The sequence below is a fragment of the Kaistia adipata DSM 17808 genome (genome assembly GCF_000423225.1).
Classification (GTDB): domain Bacteria; phylum Pseudomonadota; class Alphaproteobacteria; order Rhizobiales; family Kaistiaceae; genus Kaistia; species Kaistia adipata.
In genome coordinates, this window is record NZ_KE383991.1 from 205,284 (window position 1) to 222,819 (window position 17,536).

Genomic DNA, 17,536 nt, shown 5'->3' on the forward strand with positions numbered 1-17,536 from the left:
CTCCCCGGCAATCGGGTCACTGCTGCTGCGGCGGCTGCGGCGGCTCCTGCGGCTGCAGCTTCTCCATCTGCTGACGCATCCGGTTCGGCAGACGCTGCGACGCGTTGTCCTCCTGCGGCGGCGGCTTCACGCACTGGCCACGACGCAGCACCGTGCCCTCCGGACAATCCGGCCCCTTGCGCTGCGGCTTCGACTGACGATCGGGCGGCGGCTGGCGCTGCGGCTGGACGTCGACGCAACGGCCGTTGCGCAGGCGCTGGTCCGGGCCGCACTCGATCGGCGCCGGCCGCGCCGGGCGATCCGGCTGCGTCGCCTGGGTCGGCACGCAGCGGCCACGCCGCAGTACTGTTCCCTCGGCGCAGTCCGGCGCCTTGCGTTGCGGCTCGGCGTCGCGCTTCGGCGGCGGCTGCCGCTGCGGCGGCACGTCGACGCAGCGGCCGTTGCGCAGGCGCTGGTCCGGACCGCACTGGACAGGCGCCGGCCGGGTCGGACGATCCGGCTGCGTCGCCTCGGTGGGCACGCAGCGGCCGCGCCGCATCGTCGTGCCATCGGGACAGTCGCGCGGCGGCGGGCGGCGGGCATCGACGCAGACGCCGTCGACCAGGCGCTGGCCGCGACGGCATTGCGTCGGGCCCGGCCCCGGTTCCACCGGAGGCGTGACGACCGGCGGCGTCACGACGGGGGGTACGACCGGAGGCACGACGGCCGGCACGCAGCGTCCGTCCTGACGGACCTCGCCCTCGGCGCAGGGCTGGGCGACGATCGGCCGGCAGCGGCCATTCTCGGCACGCTCCTGCCCGCGCGGGCACGGCCGCGGCGGCACGCAACGGCCCTTGTCGTCGCGCATCATCGGCGGACGGCATTCACCCTGCGGCGGTACGCAGCGACCGTTGTCGTCACGCACCATCGGCGGACGGCACTCACCCTGCGGCGGTACGCAGCGGCCGTTGTCGTCACGCACCATCGGCGGGCGGCATTCGCCCTGCGGCGGTACGCAGCGGCCGTTGTCGTCGCGCACCATCGGCGGACGGCAACCCTGCGGCGGCACGCAGCGGCCACGGTCGTCGCGCACCATCGGCGGGCGGCAGTCCTGCGGCGGTACGCAGCGGCCATAGCTGTCCAGCGTCATCGGCGGACGGCAGTCCAGCGGCGGCACGCAACGGCCGCGATGATCGCGCACCATCGGCGGACGGCACCATTGCGACGGCACGCAGCGGCCATCCGGCGTCATGAACAGGTCCGGCGGACAGCGCGGCGGCAGGCACTGGCCCCGCACGAAGATCTCGTCGCGCGGGCAGCCGCAATAGCCGTTCGGCAGGCGCACCATGTCGGGCGGGCAGCGCCAGGGAATGCAGCGGCCGTTGACGAAGGTCTCGTAGCGATCGCAGACGATCGGCGGCGGCAGGCAGGCGCCATTGATGCGGATCATGTCCGGCGGACAGCCGATGGCGACGCAATAGCCATCGCGGAACCGGGTTCCCGGCGGGCAGCTCGGCGGCAACAGGCAGGTGTCGCCGACCAGATAGGTGCCGATGGGGCAGCCGATCACCACCGGCGGCGGAGGCGGCAGCGGCTGCGCGACACGCGGCGGCGGGGGTGGCGGCGGCGGAGGCGGCGCGGCGGCCCGGCGCGGCGCCACGCAGGGCAACGTCGCAATCGCGCCCATGTGGCCGGCATCGGCACTCTCGCCCGGCTGATCGTCATAGTCGATGAACCAGCTCGCGGTCGGCGGCGCATTGGCCGGCTGGACGAGCTGGGTGTCATTGCCCTGCAGCCCCTCGACCGGTTCGGTCGACGGCGCATCGCCGAGTAATTGCGAACCGGTGGACCAGAGCGTCACGGCGCAGGCGTTCGGCAGCATCCGCCCATTACCGTCATAGCCGCGCCCGAGCGCGACGCCGCCATTGGCGTTCTCGTATTCGGGCAACAGGCCGATCGCGTAGTCCTCGGCGACCGGAATCCAAAGACCCGGCTCGGCATCCGGTCGCGGCTTCGGCTTGAAACGGAGGACGCGGCTGCTGCCGCCCTCCGCGACATTGCGGAGATCATAGGCGCCGGTCGGCGGCGCACGCTCGGCCGCGTAGAGCAGGCCGCGATTGTCGAACGCGATGGAGGCGATCTCGATTCCGGGCTGCAGCGTCTCCACCGCGACCTCGAACCGCGCGTCCGCCGCGAAACCGCCGCCGGGCTGGATGCCGACGGACCAGATCTCCGGCCCGGCGGCGACCGAGTAGTAGAGCCGGTTGTTGCGCACCGCGAGGGCGAACACCAGCCGCTCCGGGGCGGCGTAGCCCCACGTCGCCGGCTGCTCGGTGTCGAAGGCAGAGCTGGCGATATCGACATTGACCGCCGCCCACGGCACTTCCGGCAGGCCGCTCTGCGCCCGACCGGTGATGCCATGGTCGTAGACGCCACGCTCGGTGCCGTCGAGGGTGAAGCGATGGATCATCCCGGAGGCGCGGTCGGCCACGAAGAGCTGCTGGCTCTCCGGGTCATAGGCCAGGCCGCCGAGCGCGGCGGCGGCGTTGACGCCCTCGTCGCCGACATCGGCGAACAGCGTGACCTGCCCCGTCGTGCCGTCGACGCGCCAGACCGAGCCCGGACCGCCATCGGGGCCGAACTGGTTGGGAATGAAGGCGGCGCCGGAAAGCCCATGCAGCAGGCGCTTCATCGGTTCGCCCGAGGCGCCGGGAAGGCCGATCGACAGGCCGTAGGCCGAGGTCGCGGCGAGATAGATCGACGGCGCCGGCGCATCGTCAAGCGCGACGCCGAACACCTGGCCGACCTGGCCCGCGGTCACGGTGAAGGGATTGGGCGCGTCGGTCAGCGCCCCCTGGGCGCCGAGGCGCGAGAGATCGACGACCCTGGCGGCGGGCCCATCCGGAGGAAGGACGAGATAGTCGAGCGGATCGGCGCCGGCCGGCGTCTGGCCCTCGGCCGCGCCGGAGAAGCCGGTGACAACAGCGTCCTCGGGACCGACGATCGCCTGCTGCGCCTCGGCGCGCGGCGATCCGAAAGCCGCCGCGCCGAGCAGCGCCGCGGCGAGCAGCCGCCAGCGCCAGTCTGGCGCTCGCCTAGCCGGCAGCGTTGCCGAACCCTGCCCTGCTCCCGGGGCCTCACCCCGCCCACCCGCGCGAATCCGCATCTCGTTCCTCCTGGAACTTCTTCCCGTGCGAGAGTCGCGGCAAGGCGAAACCAGAAGAGCCGCAATCCTGAACACGAAGCGAGCTGTTCTTCCTCGCCGAAACCTAGCGCAGCGCAAATGTTCCGGCCAGCATGATCAATCCGTCGACATACGAAATTGTCAGTGATCGCCATCACAACGTCATGAAGTTGCTGAAGCTCATGACATGATCGACGAAACGCGGGAAACGGCAGTATGAACGAGATCAGGCACATCGTCTTCGACATCGGTAACGTCCTGTTGCGCTGGGAACCCGAGATCCCGTATCGCCGGCTCATCCCGGACGACGCCGCGCGCCGCCATTTCCTCCGTGAGATCTGCAGCGGCGACTGGAACAAGGAGCAGGATCGCGGGCGCAGCTGGCCCGACGCCGAGGCGGCGCTAATCGCGCGCTTCCCAGAGCACGAGCCGCTGATCCGTGCCTGGCGCGCCAACTGGCACGAGATGATCCCCGGCTCGCTCGACGAGACACCGGATATCCTCGACGCGCTGGTGGCGGAGGGACGCGACGTCACCGCGCTGACCAACTTCGCCAGCGACACCTTCGTCGAGGCGGTGGAGCGCTTTCCCTATCTCCGGCTGTTTCGCGGCATCACCGTCTCCGGCGACATCGGCCTCATCAAGCCCGAGCCGGAAATCTACCGGCTGCACGCCGAGACGTTCGGGCTGACGCCGGCGGCAACCCTGTTCTTCGACGACACCGCCGTGAATGTCGAAGCGGCGCGCCAAGCGGGCTGGCAGGCGGAGCTTTTCGTCGACGCGGCGACAATGCGCGCCGACCTCGCCCGCCACGGCCTCGGCCGCGCGGCCGCCGCCGGCCTGCCCTAGCCCAATTTGATTTCCGAGAAGCCCGGGGCTTGACGCTCGCGCCATCACGTAACATTTATTGTTACATGAGACACGACAGCAGACTATCGGGCGTGCTGCACGTCCTGCTCCACATGATCGAGGCCGGCGAGCCGATCACCTCCGAGCGCCTCGCGGCGATGATGTCGACCAACCCGGTCGTCGTCCGCCGCACCATGGCCGGCCTCCGGGAGGCCGGCTTCGTCCGCTCGGAAAAGGGCCATGGCGGCGGCTGGACGATCGCCTGCGATCCCGCCGCCGTGACGATCGACGACATCTACGCCGCGATCGGTTCGCCCGCGGTCTTCGCGCTCGGCCACCGCTCGGACAACCCGGCCTGCCTCGTCGAGCAGGCCGTCAACGCCTCGCTCGAGGCCGCCTTCGAGGAGGCCGAGCAGTTGCTGATGAAGCGGCTCGGCACCGTCACGCTGGCGACGCTCGCGGCCGATTTCCATGCCCGCTACCGGGCCCGCAAGGCAACCATGAAGGACATCAGCCATGATGTATGACGCCATCGTCGTCGGCGGCAGCTATGCCGGCCTTTCGGCCGCGATGCAGCTCGCCCGCGCCGGACGCGCCGTCTGCGTGATCGACAGCGGCAGCCCCAGGAACCGCTTCGCTAGCGCCTCGCACGGCTTTTTCGGCCAGGACGGCGCCGCGCCCCGCGCCATGATCCTGCAGGGTCGCGAGAAGCTCGCCGCCTATCCGACCGTCCATTTCGTCGACGATCGCGCCACCGAGGCCGTCGCGACGGAGGCCGGCTTCTCGCTGCGCCTCGAATCCGGCAACACCCGCGAAGGCGCCAAGCTGGTTCTCGCCTTCGGCCTGATCGACGACCTGCCCGAGATCCCGGGCCTCGCCGGCAAATGGGGCCAGTCGGTGCTGCACTGCCCGTACTGCCACGGCTACGAGTTCAAGGGGCAGCGGCTCGGCGTCCTCAACGTCATGGAGAATTCGGCGCACCAGGCGCTGATGATCCCGGACTGGGGTCCGACCACCTTCTTCCTGAACGGCGGCGCGATGCCCGATCCCGAAACGGTAGAGAAGCTGCGCCGGCGGGTGGCCACGATCGAGCCGGGCCGCGTCGTGGCGCTCGAGGGCGACACGACCCTGACGGGCGTGCGCCTGGAGGATGGGCGCGTGGTCGAGCTCGACGCGCTCTTCACGGCGTCGCGGACGCGTATGGCCTGCCCGATCGCCGAACAGCTCGGCTGCGCCTTCGACGAGGGCATGCTGGGGCCGGTGATCCGGGTCGACGGCAAGCAGATGACGACAGTGCCAGGCGTCTACGCGGCCGGCGACATCGCGCGCCAGATGCACAACGCCACCTTCGCCTCGGCCGACGGCGTCATGGCGGGAACGGCGGCGCACCAGGCGCTGGTCTTCGAGCCGCTGGCGGCCTGAGGCGCGCCAGCGGGGAAACAGGACACCGCGGGGCCGGAGCCCCGCGGCGTCGGCTCAGCCTCCGGCTGCAGCCAGTTCATCGCGGACGATCTTTCTGAGATCGTCGATCGAGGTGAGGCGTCCATTGTGGTGGACATGCCAGAAGGTCCAGCCATTGCAGGCGTCGAAGCCCTGCACCAGCGCGCCGACGCGGTGGATCGAGCCGACCAGCGCGCCCGATTCCAGCGAGGCATCGGCCCGCACGCGGGCCTGGTGACGGCCGCGCGAATCCGTCAGCACCGCGCCCGGCACGATCAGCCCGCGCTCCAGAAGCGTGCCGAACGGGATGCGCGGCTCGGCGCGCTTGCCCTTCAGCAGTTCGAGTGCCGCGGCCGGCGCCGTCTCGACGGCGTCGATACGGGCCCGCGCCGCGTCGATATATTCCTGCTCGCGCTCGACGCCGACGAAGTGGCGGCCAAGGCGCTTGGCGACGGCGCCGGTGGTGCCGGAGCCGAAGAACGGATCGAGGATGACGTCGCCCGGCTTCGAGGAGGCCAGCATGACGCGGGCCAGCAGCGCCTCGGGCTTCTGGGTCGGGTGCAGCTTCTGCCCCTCGCCGTCCTTCAGCCGCTCATGGCCGGTGCAGATCGGCAGCAGCCAGTCGGAGCGCATCTGCACGTCGTCATTGAAGGCCTTCATGGCCTCGTAGTTGAACGTGTACTTCGAACCCTGCCCGCGCGAGGCCCAGATCATCGTCTCATGCGCATTGGTGAAGCGCTTGCCGCGGAAATTCGGCATCGGGTTCGACTTGCGCCAGACGACGTCGTTCAGGATCCAGAAGCCGAGATCCTGCAGCGTCGCGCCGACGCGGAAGATGTTGTGGTAGGAGCCGATGACCCAGAGCGCGCCATCCGGCTTCAGCACGCGGCGCACGGCCAGCAGCCAGGCGCGGGTGAAGGCGTCATAGGCCTCGAAGCTGGCGAACTGGTCCCAGTGGTCGTCGACCGCGTCGACGACCGAATGGTCCGGGCGGGTCAGTCCGCCGGCCAGCTGCAGATTGTAGGGCGGATCGGCGAACACGAGATCGACCGACGCGGACGGCAGCTTCTCGAGCGCGGCGACGCAATCGCCCTTGATGATGGTGTCAAGCCAGGGCGCCTTGTGCGCGACCTCGGCTGGCTTCCGAGCGAGTGCCTTCATAACCCAACTCCCCGACGCAACAGAACATGCGCCTATGGTTAGCGAACAGGGTGAAGGAGGCGTTAGCAAGCATGGTTAACCAATTGTAACCGCGCCGGATTGCACGTTTTTTTGGTCATCCGACATCGTTTTGCCGAAACTCTTGGGTTATGGTTTCGGCCCGAAAAGGCCCGGCGCCGGGCTCCTTGATCGAGGCTGACATGATCCGCGGTTTTCTTGCCCTGCCGGCTGCGCTGGCGCTTCTCTGCGCATCGAGCGCCGCCGTGCTCGCCGACGATGTGATGCTGGTGATCGATGCTTCGGCATCCATGGCCGGCAAGCTCGGCCGCGACCGCAAGATCGACCTGGTCGCGGAAAGCATCGAGGCGGCGGTCACCGACTTCCCGACCGAGGCCCGCATCGGCCTTCTGGCCTTCGGCGCCAAGAGCAAGACGAGCTGCACCGACGCCGCCGTGGTGACGAAGCCGCAGCGGAACGGCAACGAGGCGGTCACCACCGCGGCCGCCAAGCTGACGCCGCGCGGCAAGGCGCCGCTCGCCGTCGCCGTCGAGCGCGCCGCCAATGCGATCAACTATCGCAGCGAGCGCGCCACGGTCATCGTCTTCGTCGACAAGGTCGAGGCCTGCGACGCCAATCCCTGCGTGCTGGCGGAATCGCTCGCGACCCGCGCCAAGGACCTGACGGTCGAGGTGATCGGCCTCGGTCTCGACGAAAAGGAGATCGAGCAGGTCGCCTGCCTCGCCGACAAGACCGGCGGCAAGTTCATCAACGCCAAGGACGGCACCGACGTCGCCGGCGGCCTCGCCGCGGCGCTCGCCTCCGCCAAGGCGCCGCCGCCCAACCTGCCCTCGGCCAGCCTCGACGCGCCGGAGAAGGTCATGCAGTCGGCCGTGTTCGAGATCGGCTATGACGGCCCGAAGCTGAAGGGCGACCGCCTGCAGGTCGTCTGGCCGGGATTGCCACCGGGATCGGAAATCCGCAGCGCGCTCGTCACCAAGGACGGCAAGAAGCGCAAGCTGCGGGCGCCGGCCGAGGCCGGCGTCTACGAACTGCGCTACTACCACCCCAAGCTCAACGTCGTGCTCGCCGCGCGGCCGATCGAGGTCGACGTCAAGCCGGTCACCGTCGGCGTGGCCGAGCGGATCGGCGCCGGTGCGCCGCTGACCGTGAACTGGACGGGCCCCGCCGCGGCCAAGGACGAACTGCAGATCGCGCCGCTCGACGCGGCGCCGGCCATCAAGCTCGCCTCGCTCCCCGTCAACAAGGACGGCCGCGCCCTGACCTTCATCGCGCCGACCACGCCCGGCCGCTACGAGGCCCGCTATCTCTCGGGCGAAGACGGCGCCATCGCCGCCAAGACGGCCTTCACGGTCGATCCGCCCTCCGCCTCGATCCGCGGCCCCGAGACGGCGAAGGCCGGCAGCCGCATCGCGGTCGACTGGACCGGCCCCGGCGCGCGCTTCGACGACGTCGTCATCGCCCGCGCCGGCATGGATGCCAGCGACCACCTGACCATGGCGCGCATCCGGCCCGACCGCTCGACGGTCCATATCGAGGTGCCGCGCGAGGCCGGCCAGTACGAACTGCGCTACATCGCCGGCGACGGCAAGGCGATCTTCGCCCGCGCGCCGATCCGGGTGCGCTGAGCCGCGCGCCGGACGCGCGCCCGAGACAGGCGGGCGGCAATCTGATAGAGAGCCGCCTGGCTTGCGGAAACGGCCGCCGTCGGCGCCCGGCTCCGCCTCATCCCTTCCCCGCATCGTCCCGCCTCCGGAATCGCCCGCGACGCGCCGGGGCCATGCCCAGACTGATCGGAAAGTCCTCCATGCTCGTGCTCTTCGATTGCGACGGTGTGCTCGTCGATTCCGAAATCATCTCCTCCCGCGTCGACAGCGAGCGGCTCACCGCCATCGGCTACGACATCTCGGTCGAGGAGATGTCGCACCGCTTCGCCGGCCTGACCTGGGAGCGCGCCGCCAAGCTGATCGAGGCGGATCTCGGCTATTCGCTGCCCGAGAACTTCCATGACGAGACCAATGCGGAGCTCGACCGGCGCCTCGCCAAGGACCTGCAGATCATCCCCGGCGTGCAGGAGATGCTCGACAAGCTCGACTACCAGCGCTGCATCTGCTCGAACTCCTCGCCCGAGCGGCTCAAGATCTCGCTGACCAAGACCGAGCTCTACGACCGTTTCCGGCCCTACATCTTCTCGGCTGTCGCCGTCCGCAACAAGCAGCCGAAGCCGGCGCCCGACGTCTACCTGCACGGCGCGGCCGAGTTCGGCGTCGACCCCAAGGATTGCATCGTCATCGAGGACTCGACGCACGGCATCCACGCCGGCCGCGCCGCCGGCATGCGCGTCATCGGCTTCACCGGCGGCTCGCATTCCTGGCCCGGCCATGCCGATGCGCTGACCGCCGCCGGCGCCATCACGGTGATCAACCGCATGGCGGACCTGCCGGCCACCATCGAGGCGCTGGCCGCCTGGAATCCCGAGGACGTCTGAGCGACGGGAGCCTGACTTGACCAAGCCCGCTTCGGACGCCTTCGTCCCGCTCCTGAACGCGGAGCGCTCCGCGACGCAGGTCGCCATCCTCGTCGCCTGCGGGGCGCTGTTCCTCGCGGCGTCGTCCTATATCTCCGTGCCGATGGTGCCCGTGCCGGTGACGATGCAGACCTACGCGGTCATGCTCGTCGGCGCGCTGGCCGGTTGGCGGTTCGGCGCGCTGATCGTTCTCGTCTGGCTCGCGGCCGGCCTCTCCGGCCTGCCGGTGCTCGCCGGCGGCGCGGGCGGCGTGGCTCCGTTCATGGGGCCGACAGCCGGCTATCTCGCGAGTTTCCCCTTCGCCGCCGCCTTCTGCGGCTGGATGGCGGAACGCGGCTGGACGCGCCGGATCGGACTGTCCTTCCTCGGCTTCCTGCTGGCGCAGGCGATCTGCCTCGCCCCCGGCGCAGCGTGGCTCGCCACCTTCGTCGGCCCGGAAAAGGCGCTCACCTTCGGCGTGACGCCCTTCCTGGTCGGCGCCGTCATCAAGGCCGCGCTCGCGGTCTGCACCATCGCCATCGTCAGCCGGGTCGCCGGCGCACGCACTTCCGCACCGTGACGGTCCGGCTTCGCGCCCACCACCTGCTCTGCATGCTGACCTATGTCGGCAAGGGCTACACGCCGGATTTCTGCGCCAACTACGACGGGATCGCCGCGCGGCTGACGCGCGGCGAGGAAGTCGAGATCGTCGACGGACCCGACGATGTCTGCGCGCCGCTACTTTCCACCGAGGCGCCGCATTGCCACAACGAGAGCGTGCTCGTCCGCGATGCCGAAGCGGCGGTCTCGGTCGCCGCCCTGCTCGACACGCCCGTCAAGCCGGGCTTCCGGCTTTCCCTCGACGCGATGACGCTCGCCCGCTTCCGCGCCGCCTTCGCCGCCGGCACGACGCGAACCGCCTGCGGCGGCTGCGAATGGTCAGGGCTCTGCGACAGCGTCGCGGCGGGGGGGTTCCAGGGCACGCGGCTCGCGACCGACGGCTAGCGCCGGCCGGCGCCATCGCCGCCATCGTGCCGCAGAGCAACAACAACAAGGGCTGATCCCCTTCGGCCGCGACCGAAGGGGATCTTGTCCTACTCGGCCGCGGCTGCTTCCACCCACGGCTCCGGCTTTTCCCATTTGAGCTTGGGCGCTCGGGCGGCGCGCGTCTCGTCGAGGCGGCGACGTGGCGCGAAGCGCGGTGCCTGCTGGAAGCGCTCGAGATCTCCCGCCTTCGCCTTCATCACGAGATCGCGGAGCGTCGCGATGAAGAGGTCGAGCGAGGCCTTCGATTCCGACTCGGTCGGCTCGATCAGCATCGCCCCATGCACGACGAGCGGGAAATACATCGTCATCGGGTGATAGCCCTCGTCGATCATCGCCTTGGCGAAGTCGAGCGTGGTGACGCCCGTCCCCTCCAGGAACGTGTCGTCGAACAGCACCTCGTGCATGCAGGTGCGGTCGCCGGACGGCTGGCTCATCAGGTCGCGCAGGCCGGCGCGGACATAGTTGGCGTTGAGCACAGCGTCCTCCGACGCCTGCTGCAGCCCGTCCGACCCGTGCGACAGCATGTAGGAAAGCGCCCGCACGAACATGCCCATCTGGCCGTGGAAGGCGGTCATGCGGCCGAAGGGTGTTTCACCCGGCAACAGCGCTTCCTCGCTTTCGACCAGGACCGGGCCGTCCGCCTCGACGCGGACGAAGGGCAGCGGCGCGAAGGCGGCGAGCCGCTCGGAGAGCACCACCGGTCCCGCGCCCGGCCCGCCGCCGCCATGCGGCGTCGAAAACGTCTTGTGCAGGTTGATGTGCATGGCGTCGACGCCGAGCTCGCCGACCTTGGCCTTGCCGACGATGGCGTTGAAATTGGCGCCGTCGCAGTAGAAATAGGCCCCCGCCGCGTGGATCGCCGCGGCGATCTCGACCACGTCGCGCTCGAACAGGCCGCAGGTATTCGGGTTGGTCAGCATGATCGCGGCGACGTCGGGCGACAGCAGCGCCTTGACCGCCTCGGGGGCGACGGTGCCGTCCGGACGCGCCGGCACGGTGACGACCTTGAAGCCGATCAGCGCGGCGGTCGCCGGATTGGTGCCATGCGCCGATTCCGGCACCAGCACGATGTTGCGCGTCTCGCCCTTGGCGGCGATGGCGGCCTTGATCGCCATCATGCCGCAGAGCTCGCCATGCGCGCCGGCCTTGGGCGACAGCGCCACCGCCTTCATGCCGGTCATCTCGATCAGCCAGCGGCCGAGCTCGGCCATCAGTTCGACCGCGCCCTTCACGGTCGAGAGCGGCTGCAGCGGATGCACGTCGCCGATGCCGGGAAGCCGGGCGACCTTCTCGTTGAGGCGCGGATTGTGCTTCATCGTGCAGGAGCCGAGCGGATAGAGGCCGCTGTCGATGGCGTAGTTCTTCTGGCTGAGGCGCACATAGTGGCGCATCGTTTCCGGCTCGGAGAGACCCGGCAGATCGATCGGCTGCTTGCGGGCGAGCTTGCCGAGGCGCGGCGCGAAGTCCGCCGGCTCGTCGAGATCGACGCCGGTGACGTCGTGCCGGCCGACCTCGAAGAGCAGTGCCTCTTCGATCTGCAGGGCGCGGTTGCCGGTGAAGGTATCGGGGATGGCCGAGGTCGCGGCGGTGGCGGCGACGGTGGGACGGCCCTTTGCGTTCATGCTCATGCGAGCACCTCCGAAAGCGCGGCCACGAAGGCGGCGCGGTCTTCGTCCGTGTTCACCTCGGTCGAGGCGACGATCAGGAGATCGGCGAGCTCGCTCTTGCCCGGCTCGAGACGCGAGACGGGCACACCGGCCAGAACGCCCTTGGCGACGAGCTTTTCGACGATGTCAGCGGCATCGCCAGGCAGGCGGATCGTGAACTCGTTGAAGAACGAGTCATTCAAGAGGGTTAGGCCGGGAAGCGCAGAAAGCGATTCCGCGAGCTTCACCGCGTTGGCGTGGTTGATCCGCGCCAGCCGGGCGAGGCCCTTCTCGCCGAGCAGCGTCATATGGATCGTGAACGCCAGCGCGCAAAGCCCTGAATTCGTACAGATATTCGAGGTCGCCTTGTCACGGCGGATATGCTGCTCGCGGGTCGAGAGCGTCAGCACGAAGCCGCGCCTCCCTTCCGCGTCGACCGTCTCGCCGCAGAGCCTTCCCGGCATCTGGCGAACATATTTCAGCCGCGTCGCGAACAGACCGACATAGGGGCCGCCGAAGGAGAGCGCGTTGCCGATCGACTGGCCCTCGCCGACGACGATGTCGGCGCCCTGCGCGCCCGGCGGCTCGACGAGACCGAGCGACACCACCTCGGTGAAGACGGCGATCAACAGCGCGCCGACCTCGTGCGCCTTCGCCGCGATCGGCGCGAGGTCGATCAGGTGGCCGTAGACGGAGGGCGACTGCACGACGACGCAGGAAGTGTCGGCGTCGATCGAGGCCAGGATGTCCTCGGTGCCGGTCGGATCGGCCGGCAGCGCGTCGACGGTGTCGCCGGCCATCGGCGACAGCGATTCGACCACGGCGCGATACTGCGGATGCAGGCCGCCGGAGAGCACGGCCTTGCTGCGCTTGGTGATGCGGTGCGCCATCAGCACCGCCTCGACGGTGGCGGTGGAGCCGTCATACATCGAGGCGTTCGCCACCTCCATGCCGGTCAGATGCGCGACCTGGGTCTGGAACTCGAACAGATATTGCAGCGTCCCCTGCGTGATCTCCGGCTGGTACGGCGTGTAGGAGGTCAGGAACTCGGACCTCTGGATGAGATGATCCACCGTCGCCGGCACATGGTGCTTATAGGCGCCGGCGCCGACGAAGAACGGCACCGACGAGGCGGCGATGTTCTCAGCCGAAAGCCGTCCGAGCGTGCGCTCGACCGAGATCTCGCCGGCGGCGCGCGGCAAATCGAGGCCGTGGACGCGAAGATCGCTCGGAATGTCGGCGAAGAGGTCGTCGATCGAGCCGACGCCGATCGCGGCGAGCATCGCCTGCCGGTCGGCCTCGGAATGGGGGAGATAGCGCATCGTCTGGTCTTTCCTTCACCTCTCCCTGAGGGAGAGGTCGACGGCGCAGCCGTCGGGTGAGGGTTTAGGGAACCATCCGGAAAGGCCGTAAACCCTCTCCCGGCCCTGCGGGCCGACCTCTCCCTCAGGGAGGGGTAAAGAGAACGGATCCGGCCAGCCCGCCTACAGCGTGTCGACGAAGGCCTTGTAGGCCGCCTCGTCGAGCAGGCCCTGCAGTTCGTCCGGCTCGGTCAGCGTCAGCTTCATGAACCAGCCATCCGTCTCGGCTGCCTCGTTGATGGTGGAGGGCGAATCCGGGAGCTTGGAGTTGACGGCGATGACGAGGCCGGAGACCGGCGCATAGACGTCGCTCGCGGCCTTGACGGATTCGACCACGGCCGCCTCGTCGCCCTTGGCGAAGGTCTTGCCGACTTCCGGCAGCTCGACATAGACGACGTCGCCGAGCTGGGCCTGGGCGTAGTCGGTGATGCCGACATAGGCCGCGTCGCCCTCGAGGCGAACCCATTCGTGGTCCTTGGTGAAGTAGACGGTCATGTGGTGGTCTTCCCTGGAAAGGCCGTTCAGGCCTGTTTGCGGAAATAGCGGTGTGGAACGAAAGGCAGCGCCACGACGGACGCGGCGAGATCCTTGCCGCGCACGACGAGCGTGAGCGGCGTGCCGATGGCGGCGCATTCGGCCGGGACATAGCCCATGGCGACCGGGCCGCCGGCGGTGGGGCCGAAGCCGCCCGAGGTGACGATGCCGATCTCGACGCCTGCGGCGTCGCGGATCACCGTGCCCTCGCGCGCCGGCGCCCTGCCCTGCGGCTTGATTCCGACGCGAACGCGCGCCGGTCCCGCCGCGAGCTCGGAAAGGATGCGCCCGGCGCCGGGGAAGCCGCCCTCGGCGCGGCGCCGCTTGGCGATCGCGAAGCCGAGATCGGCCTCGCCGGGCGAGGTCGCCTCGTCGATGTCGTGGCCATAGAGGCAGAGGCCGGCCTCGAGGCGGAGCGAATCGCGCGCGCCGAGCCCGATCGCCTCGACCTCCGGCTCCGCCAGCAGCGTGCGCACCAGCGCCTCGGCGCGATCGGCCGCGACGGAGATCTCGTAGCCGTCCTCGCCGGTATAGCCGGAGCGGCTGACATGGCAGTCATGGCCATCGACGACGGTGCGGATCGCGGTCATGAAGCCCATCGTGGCGGAATCGGTCGAGTGGCGCGCCAGCACCTCCGCCGCCTTCGGGCCCTGCAGCGCCACCAGCGCCAAATCGTCGGCGACCTCGAGGCGGACATCCGCCGGCAGGTTGGCGGCGATATGGGCGTAGTCGATCGCCTTGCGGCCGGCATTGACGACGAGATAGAGCCGGCCGTCCTCGGCCGGATCGACCGGGCGGGTAACCATCAGATCGTCGATGATGCCGCCCTCGGCGGTCGTCAGCAGCGTGTAGCGGATGCGGCCGAGGGCGAGCGCCTGGAACTCGCCAGGCGTCAGCGCCTCCAGCGCGCGCGCCGTCGTCGCATGGTCCGGCCCGACGAGCACGGCCTGGCCCATATGCGAGACGTCGAACAGGCCGGCGCTGGCGCGGGTCCAATTATGTTCGGAAAGCACGCCGAGCGGATATTGCACCGGCATGGAATAGCCGGCGAACGGCACCATCTTGGCGCCGAGTTCGCGATGGAGGCCGGCGAGCGGCGTCTCGAGCAGGAGGTCTGTAGCGGCCGAATCAGCCATGCACCGGGTCCCTGGACAGAGTCGTTGACACGGTCAGGCCCGTATGGCCTGTCCCGCGCCCCCTCTGTCCGAGAACCTGAGAGATTTCCCGCGCGCCGATGACGGCGACGCGGCTACTCCTTCGGTGAGCCCATCGCCGGAATCCCGGTTTCAGGGCTGCTTTCCAGAGTGTCGCCGACCGTCCGGTCCTTTGGCCTGAGAGTTTCCGGGGCGGTTGCTCCTTCGGCGCCGACGAGGCTTTCGCCCCTTCGGTCTCTCCCGGCGGTCGTTCAGCCGTGCCCGAAGGCCCGACTCGGCCGGGTCGCGACACGGACCCAGCCTGCTATCTACTGTAGGATCGCGCGATGCGCTGTCAATCGACGCCGCGCGCGATCCTGCACGATTGTGAGGCAGCCGATCAGCTGCGGCCCTTGCCGGCGCCCTTGTCGTCGAGCCCGACATAGATCAGGTAGTTGCCGGTATCCACCGACGCCGGCAGCGTGATCGACTGGTCGATCTTGCTGAAATCGGCGGCGAGCGAGGGCGCCTGCAGCGGCACGGCGATGCGGTGCAGCTCCGACTTCACCACCTTGTCACGCCCTTCCATGACCACCACGCGGATCGGCACGTTGACCGTCTGCGCCTTGCCGGCTGGGCCGGCGGCGACGCGGCCCTTGATGCCGAGCTTGACGTTGAGGCCACCGTCGGCGGTCTTGATGCATTCGCGCGCCGTGTCGGTGATCGTCATCTGGTAGACGATCGGCGGCGGCGCGCCGGTGATCGGGTCGGGACGGCCCGGGGCCTGCACCCGAACTTCCTCGGTGCCCGGACGGATCGCCACTGACGGACAGCTGGTCGTGAAGCCGAAATTCTCGGCCGACACGATCGTCGCATTCTCCAGATTCTTGTTCGGAGCGCCGAAGATCGCGTTGTTGACGACGTTGCCGGAGCTCGGCGACGCCGCGGAAGATCCGTCGGCAACGCTGTTGCACGCGGCGACGAGACCGGCCAGGGCGGCGACCGAAACGAAGGCCATGAGGCGACGCGACGCGGTCGAGCCACCGAAAGAAGAACCATGCATCCCAATAATCCTCGACGCTGATGCGCGACGTCTATAACAGTCCGATCGATCTTTGGCGACTTAGTGGCCGACGAACCGCGGCACCTTGCCCGCTGCATCACGCGACGATAGGGTTGCGGCAAAGGGCGGCTTGCCACAATTCGAGCCGCATGTGGAGGCGTTTCTTCCGTGAAATATGTAAGCACGCGCGGCATTGCCCCCGCGCTCGGCTTTTCCGACGTTCTTCTGGCTGGGCTCGCGCGTGACGGCGGCCTCTATGTTCCGGAGACATGGCCAACGTTCACCGCCGCGGACTTCACGCGGCTCGCCGGCCGCCCCTATGACGAAGTCGCCTATGCGGTGATCCATCCCTTCGTCGCCGGCGAGATCGCCGATGCCGACCTGAAGCGGATGTGCGCGGAAGCCTACGCGACCTTCCGCCATCCGGCCGTCGCGCCGCTGGTGCAGACCGGCCCGAACAGCTTCATCCTCGAGCTCTTCCACGGCCCCACGCTGGCCTTCAAGGACGTGGCGATGCAGTTGCTCGCCCGGCTGATGGACCATGTCCTCGCCGAGCGCGGCCAGCGCGCCACCATCGTCGGCGCCACCTCGGGCGATACCGGCGGCGCCGCCATCGAGGCATTCCGCGGCCGCGCCGCGACCGACATCTTCATCCTGTTCCCGCATGGCCGCGTCTCGCCGGTGCAGCAGCGCCAGATGACGACGGTGCACGACGCCAACGTCCACGCGATCGCGCTCGAAGGCACGTTCGACGACTGCCAGGCGATCGTGAAGGGCCTGTTCAACGACCACGGTTTCCGCGATCGCGTCTCGCTCTCGGGCGTCAACTCGATCAACTGGGGCCGCATCGTCGCGCAGGTCGTCTATTACGTCACCGCCGCGCTGTCGCTCGGCGCGCCGGCCCGCGCGATCTCCTTCACCGTCCCGACCGGCAATTTCGGCGACGTGTTCGCCGGCTATGTCGCGAAGAAGATCGGCCTGCCGATCGACCGGCTGGTGATCGCCACCAACACCAACGACATCCTGGCGCGCACGCTCGAGAGCGGGCGCTACGAGACCACCGGCGTCGTGCCGACGCAGTCGCCCTCGATGGACATCCAGGTCTCGTCGAACTTCGAGCGGCTGCTGTTCGAGGCGGCTGGCCGCGACGGCGACACGGTGCGCCGCCTGATGGATAGCCTCGGCCAGTCCGGCGCCTTCACGATTCCGAAAGCCGCTCTCGGCGCCATCCGCGCCGAATTCGCCGCCGGCCGCGCCAACGAGGCCGAGACCGACGCGACGATGCGCGACACGCTCGCCTCGACCGGCTACCTCGCCGACCCGCACACGGCCGTCGCGCTCGCCGTCGCGGGCCGACAGGCCGAGACCGCCTCGCCGATGGTGACGCTCTCGACCGCGCATCCGGCCAAGTTCCCCGCGGCCGTCGAGGCGGCGACCGGGATCGACCCGGCCCTGCCCGCCTGGCTCGGCGACCTCATGCAGCGGGAGGAGCGGTTCACCGTCCTTCCGAACGACATCGGTGCCATCGCCCGCTTCGTCGAAGCCCGCGCCCGCGCCATCCACGAAAAGGTGTGAAGCATGGCGTTCGACGCAACCCTGACGCCGGTGACCCACG

General features: G+C 69.3%; 15 protein-coding genes and 1 riboswitch. Of the genes, 8 read left to right on the forward strand and 7 right to left on the reverse strand.

Translation table 11 applies throughout. The features are described 5' to 3' along the window. Nucleotides 1–16 precede the first annotated feature (16 nt). Nucleotides 17–3,145 (reverse strand): YncE family protein, encoded by a 3,129-nt coding sequence (locus G539_RS26270; protein ID WP_051231385.1) that lies wholly within the window; start codon nucleotides 3,143–3,145, stop codon nucleotides 17–19. A 234-nt stretch (nucleotides 3,146–3,379) separates the two neighbouring features. Between G539_RS26270 and G539_RS0113870 the strand changes: the two genes are divergently transcribed. From G539_RS0113870 to G539_RS0113880, 3 genes are all read left to right on the forward strand, one after another. Next, nucleotides 3,380–4,012, forward strand: coding sequence for an HAD family hydrolase (locus G539_RS0113870; RefSeq protein WP_029075728.1), 633 nt, complete (start codon nucleotides 3,380–3,382; stop codon nucleotides 4,010–4,012). 65 nt (nucleotides 4,013–4,077) lie between these two features. Next, the gene (locus G539_RS0113875) at nucleotides 4,078–4,539 is read left to right on the forward strand and encodes an Rrf2 family transcriptional regulator (RefSeq protein WP_029075729.1); all 462 of its coding nucleotides are present in this window, start codon (nucleotides 4,078–4,080) and stop codon (nucleotides 4,537–4,539) included. Then, the gene (locus G539_RS0113880) at nucleotides 4,529–5,434 is read left to right on the forward strand and encodes an NAD(P)/FAD-dependent oxidoreductase (RefSeq protein ID WP_029075730.1); all 906 of its coding nucleotides are present in this window, start codon (nucleotides 4,529–4,531) and stop codon (nucleotides 5,432–5,434) included. Before G539_RS0113875 ends, G539_RS0113880 begins: the two co-directional genes overlap by 11 nt. Nucleotides 5,435–5,488: 54 nt before the next feature. Here the strand turns inward: G539_RS0113880 and G539_RS0113885 are convergent, their stop codons facing one another. Next, nucleotides 5,489–6,613, reverse strand: a complete 1,125-nt coding sequence (locus tag G539_RS0113885) for a site-specific DNA-methyltransferase (protein ID WP_029075731.1) — start codon at nucleotides 6,611–6,613, stop codon at nucleotides 5,489–5,491. 200 nt (nucleotides 6,614–6,813) lie between these two features. Here G539_RS0113885 and G539_RS0113890 point away from each other — a divergent pair, with 200 nt between their 5' ends. From G539_RS0113890 to G539_RS0113905, 4 genes are all read left to right on the forward strand, one after another. After that, on the forward strand, nucleotides 6,814–8,259 hold the full coding sequence (locus G539_RS0113890; protein ID WP_169516650.1) for a vWA domain-containing protein: 1,446 nt from the start codon (nucleotides 6,814–6,816) through the stop codon (nucleotides 8,257–8,259). Nucleotides 8,260–8,438: 179 nt separating this feature from the next. After that, entirely contained in the window at nucleotides 8,439–9,119 is a 681-nt protein-coding gene (locus tag G539_RS0113895) for an HAD family hydrolase (RefSeq protein WP_035831719.1), read from the forward strand. A gap of 16 nt (nucleotides 9,120–9,135) precedes the next feature. Further along, on the forward strand, nucleotides 9,136–9,717 hold the full coding sequence (locus G539_RS24825; RefSeq protein WP_035831376.1) for a biotin transporter BioY: 582 nt from the start codon (nucleotides 9,136–9,138) through the stop codon (nucleotides 9,715–9,717). Beyond that, on the forward strand, nucleotides 9,714–10,142 hold the full coding sequence (locus G539_RS0113905) for a DUF1284 domain-containing protein (protein WP_029075734.1): 429 nt from the start codon (nucleotides 9,714–9,716) through the stop codon (nucleotides 10,140–10,142). Before G539_RS24825 ends, G539_RS0113905 begins: the two co-directional genes overlap by 4 nt. An 89-nt stretch (nucleotides 10,143–10,231) precedes the next feature. Here the strand turns inward: G539_RS0113905 and gcvPB are convergent, their stop codons facing one another. The 5 genes from gcvPB to G539_RS26275 form a co-directional block, all read right to left on the reverse strand. Next, complete coding sequence (gene gcvPB, locus G539_RS0113910) at nucleotides 10,232–11,812, reverse strand: aminomethyl-transferring glycine dehydrogenase subunit GcvPB (protein ID WP_029075735.1); 1,581 nt, start codon at nucleotides 11,810–11,812, stop codon at nucleotides 10,232–10,234. Beyond that, nucleotides 11,809–13,152: an aminomethyl-transferring glycine dehydrogenase subunit GcvPA gene (gene gcvPA / locus G539_RS0113915; RefSeq protein ID WP_029075736.1), complete on the reverse strand. Its 1,344-nt coding sequence runs from the start codon at nucleotides 13,150–13,152 to the stop codon at nucleotides 11,809–11,811. Before gcvPA ends, gcvPB begins: the two co-directional genes overlap by 4 nt. A 162-nt stretch (nucleotides 13,153–13,314) precedes the next feature. Beyond that, nucleotides 13,315–13,686 carry a glycine cleavage system protein GcvH gene (gene gcvH / locus G539_RS0113920; RefSeq protein ID WP_029075737.1) on the reverse strand — a complete coding sequence of 124 codons (372 nt, stop codon included), beginning with the start codon at nucleotides 13,684–13,686 and terminating at the stop codon, nucleotides 13,315–13,317. Nucleotides 13,687–13,712: 26 nt separating this feature from the next. Next, nucleotides 13,713–14,861: a glycine cleavage system aminomethyltransferase GcvT gene (gcvT, locus tag G539_RS0113925; RefSeq protein WP_029075738.1), complete on the reverse strand. Its 1,149-nt coding sequence runs from the start codon at nucleotides 14,859–14,861 to the stop codon at nucleotides 13,713–13,715. Between the two features lie 175 nt (nucleotides 14,862–15,036). Then, nucleotides 15,037–15,133: riboswitch (glycine riboswitch) on the reverse strand. A 125-nt stretch (nucleotides 15,134–15,258) separates the two neighbouring features. After that, on the reverse strand, nucleotides 15,259–15,921 hold the full coding sequence (locus G539_RS26275) for a hypothetical protein (RefSeq protein WP_051231386.1): 663 nt from the start codon (nucleotides 15,919–15,921) through the stop codon (nucleotides 15,259–15,261). A 168-nt stretch (nucleotides 15,922–16,089) separates the two neighbouring features. Here G539_RS26275 and thrC point away from each other — a divergent pair, with 168 nt between their 5' ends. Next, complete coding sequence (gene thrC / locus G539_RS0113935; protein WP_029075739.1) at nucleotides 16,090–17,496, forward strand: threonine synthase; 1,407 nt, start codon at nucleotides 16,090–16,092, stop codon at nucleotides 17,494–17,496. Nucleotides 17,497–17,536: the final 40 nt, after the last annotated feature.

Coding starts and splice junctions, on each gene's coding strand:
- G539_RS26270 (WP_051231385.1), bottom strand. CDS start 3,145: ATGCGGATTCGCGCGGGTGGGCGGGGTGAGGCCCCGGGAGCAGGGCAG.
- G539_RS0113870 (WP_029075728.1), top strand. CDS start 3,380: ATGAACGAGATCAGGCACATCGTCTTCGACATCGGTAACGTCCTGTTG.
- G539_RS0113875 (WP_029075729.1), top strand. CDS start 4,078: ATGAGACACGACAGCAGACTATCGGGCGTGCTGCACGTCCTGCTCCAC.
- G539_RS0113880 (WP_029075730.1), top strand. CDS start 4,529: ATGATGTATGACGCCATCGTCGTCGGCGGCAGCTATGCCGGCCTTTCG.
- G539_RS0113885 (WP_029075731.1), bottom strand. CDS start 6,613: ATGAAGGCACTCGCTCGGAAGCCAGCCGAGGTCGCGCACAAGGCGCCC.
- G539_RS0113890 (WP_169516650.1), top strand. CDS start 6,814: ATGATCCGCGGTTTTCTTGCCCTGCCGGCTGCGCTGGCGCTTCTCTGC.
- G539_RS0113895 (WP_035831719.1), top strand. CDS start 8,439: ATGCTCGTGCTCTTCGATTGCGACGGTGTGCTCGTCGATTCCGAAATC.
- gcvPB (WP_029075735.1), bottom strand. CDS start 11,812: ATGAGCATGAACGCAAAGGGCCGTCCCACCGTCGCCGCCACCGCCGCG.
- gcvPA (WP_029075736.1), bottom strand. CDS start 13,152: ATGCGCTATCTCCCCCATTCCGAGGCCGACCGGCAGGCGATGCTCGCC.
- gcvH (WP_029075737.1), bottom strand. CDS start 13,686: ATGACCGTCTACTTCACCAAGGACCACGAATGGGTTCGCCTCGAGGGC.
- gcvT (WP_029075738.1), bottom strand. CDS start 14,861: ATGGCTGATTCGGCCGCTACAGACCTCCTGCTCGAGACGCCGCTCGCC.
- G539_RS26275 (WP_051231386.1), bottom strand. CDS start 15,921: ATGCATGGTTCTTCTTTCGGTGGCTCGACCGCGTCGCGTCGCCTCATG.